Here is a 2,299-nt window from a genome sequence, read left to right as displayed (position 1 = left end):
AATCAACTTTGAAGCTGACCTTCACTTTCATGGGATATTTACCTCGCACACAAACGAGTGTCACTGTTCAGTTTTCAAGGAACTTCTTTTTCATTGCCACCGCGTTTCAGCGGCGACTTTTTCATTCTATCAAATCAATTGTTTTTTTGCAATACCTTTTTTAAAAAACTTTTTTCCAAACTCTCCATATTTGCCCCATTTTTTTAACAGAGACAAATAAAAATATATCATAAAGATTAGTTATCAGTCAATATTTATTTTTTACACCGTCAATGAATCAATGAGCTTATATCTAACCAGTAATCCAAACGATGTCGCAACTTTAATGAAGAAATTTGTAATAACGAAGCTTTCATTTGGTTTATTTGATCGCAGAATAAACGATAGTTATATAACGAATAAATGTTGCCTACTTCTTGGTTATACAAACAAATGTCTCTTTTTCTGTTTACTACTATAAACAGCACAGTAAATAAATCTTAGATAATATTACAAAAAACGATCTTATATTTTCTATTTCGACATCAGTTCTTAATTAACCTTTCACCATTGACATAGTGTTAATGATAATTTAATATAATTTATGTACATTTCTTTTACTCTTCCTGAGGTACTAACTATCCTCCTCATCTATTTGAGGAGGCTTTTTTTTTTGGAAATTATGTTATAATTTTCGAAGAAAGCCTACAGGAGGGACGAAAAATGTTATTTTCGGGAAAACTAAATAAGCTGAGAACCCTTGCCCTTGGAATGGTTTTTATTGGTGTTATTATTATGTACATTGGTTATGCTGCTTTCGTCGGGTTTTTAGGCCCATGGTTTGCTGATAATACGATTATTATGGCGTTTTTTCTAGTCCTTGGCTTCCTCAGCATCATAGGGAGTACTGTTATGTACATATGGTTGGGATTAGTTTCTACAAAAGCTACTCGAGTATATTGCCCAAAATGCGGCAAGGTGACCAAAATTGTTGGAATGCGAGATGAGTGCATGTTTTGCAAACAAATGTTATCTCTCGACCCTGCCGATGCTCCAGGTAACCGCCAAACAACATAATTACAAATAAAAGCTTGCTCGGATGAACTGCGTAGCAAGCTTCTATTTGTAAGAATTTTTTATTTTTACGCTTTAAAGAAGCTTAGTAAGACGTTATCAGAGTTGTTGACTATCCAACAATTATTATTTAGAGAGTGAGGAATATGCCTTCCCTTTTTACTCAATATCGAAGCGTCCAAAAACAAAATAGTGAACTTAGGCAATCTCCATCTTGAATGAGCTAGCAGTTTTGCGGGCACCGCTCTTGGTTCGAAGATGTAAGCACACCAAACTTATTCGCTGAAAGACAACACGAGCGCAAGAAGAAGGGGCGTATTCTCATCATAAATCCTAGATATAAACACCCTCAAGAAGTTATATAGTTACTGTTTAATGCGACAATCTTCACACAATCCATAAACTTCCAAGCGATGGGAAGAAACTTCAAAACCTGTAGCTTTGGCAGCTTCTTTTTCAACTTGAGCAAGCGAAGGATAATAAAAATCCTTTACCGCTCCACAGTTTGTACAAACTGCGTGATAGTGTTCATTCATATTTGCATCGTAACGACTGGAAGCATCCCCATATGTCAATTCCCGCACTAATCCAACATCTTTAAAAACACGCAGATTGTTATATATAGTAGCCACGCTCATATTAGGAAATTTCTCCTCCAGCGATTTATATATCTCATCAACTGTCGGATGAGACATCGTCTTTAACAAATAACTTAAAATCGCATGACGTTGAGGAGTCATCCGCACCCCAGCATCCCTTAATTTCGCCAACGCTGTTTGCAACGCTTCTGCGGACATGAGTCATGCACCTCTTTCTAAAGAAGAAATTAATTTCTTTTTAAAATATTTATAAATAGTGTAAGTCTCAATACAACAAGTTGTCAACTGAGAAGGGACAAGGGGATAAAAAGTAAATAAAAAACGCTGAGTTATGCTCAGCGTAGCTTTTTCTTAAAATATTTAAAACAATATTTAAGCTATGAAACAATCTCAACAAAGTTCAAATGAAAATAGATGGTGCGGTCGGCGAGACTCGAACTCGCACGGTCAGGGACCACTACCCCCTCAAGATAGCGTGTCTGCCAATTCCACCACGACCGCACACAAAATGGCGAGCCTACCAGGATTCGAACCTGGGCGCCTGGTTCCGGAGACCAGTGCTCTATCCCCTGAGCTATAGGCTCAAGATATTAAACATTAAAGGTTGCACCTTGAAAACTGAATCAGAAGAAACATGACGCACAGGA

At 37.0% G+C, this 2,299-nt stretch carries 2 protein-coding genes and 2 tRNA genes; 1 reads left to right on the top strand and 3 read right to left on the bottom strand.

Features of this window, described 5'->3' with window-relative positions; all coding sequences use genetic code 11:
- Positions 1 to 702: 702 nt before the first annotated feature.
- Positions 703 to 1,056 carry a DUF2614 family zinc ribbon-containing protein gene (locus tag BLR88_RS18655; protein ID WP_057899780.1) on the top strand — a complete coding sequence of 118 codons (354 nt, stop codon included), beginning with the start codon at positions 703 to 705 and terminating at the stop codon, positions 1,054 to 1,056.
- Positions 1,057 to 1,418: 362 nt separating this feature from the next.
- Here BLR88_RS18655 and BLR88_RS18650 read toward each other — a convergent pair whose 3' ends face one another.
- The 3 genes from BLR88_RS18650 to BLR88_RS18640 all read right to left on the bottom strand — a co-directional run bounded on the left by BLR88_RS18650 (position 1,419) and on the right by BLR88_RS18640 (position 2,236).
- A complete protein-coding gene (locus BLR88_RS18650; RefSeq protein WP_057899781.1) occupies positions 1,419 to 1,850 on the bottom strand; it encodes a Fur family transcriptional regulator in 432 nt (143 codons plus the stop codon).
- 217 nt (positions 1,851 to 2,067) lie between these two features.
- Positions 2,068 to 2,153: transfer RNA gene (locus BLR88_RS18645), tRNA-Leu, on the bottom strand.
- Positions 2,154 to 2,161: 8 nt separating this feature from the next.
- Positions 2,162 to 2,236: transfer RNA gene (locus BLR88_RS18640), tRNA-Arg, on the bottom strand.
- Between the last annotated feature and the right edge of the window lie 63 nt (positions 2,237 to 2,299).

The organism is Aneurinibacillus thermoaerophilus (genome assembly GCF_900099925.1).
Lineage (GTDB): Bacteria > Bacillota > Bacilli > Aneurinibacillales > Aneurinibacillaceae > Aneurinibacillus > Aneurinibacillus thermoaerophilus.
The sequence above is the reverse complement of the archived record's forward strand: the minus strand, read 5'-3'. Positions and strand labels throughout refer to the sequence as shown.

What these genes read in the sequence shown, in the direction of transcription:
- BLR88_RS18655 (WP_057899780.1), top strand. Translation starts at nt 703, where the DNA reads ATGTTATTTTCGGGAAAACTAAATAAGCTGAGAACCCTTGCCCTTGGA.
- BLR88_RS18650 (WP_057899781.1), bottom strand. Translation starts at nt 1,850, where the DNA reads ATGTCCGCAGAAGCGTTGCAAACAGCGTTGGCGAAATTAAGGGATGCT.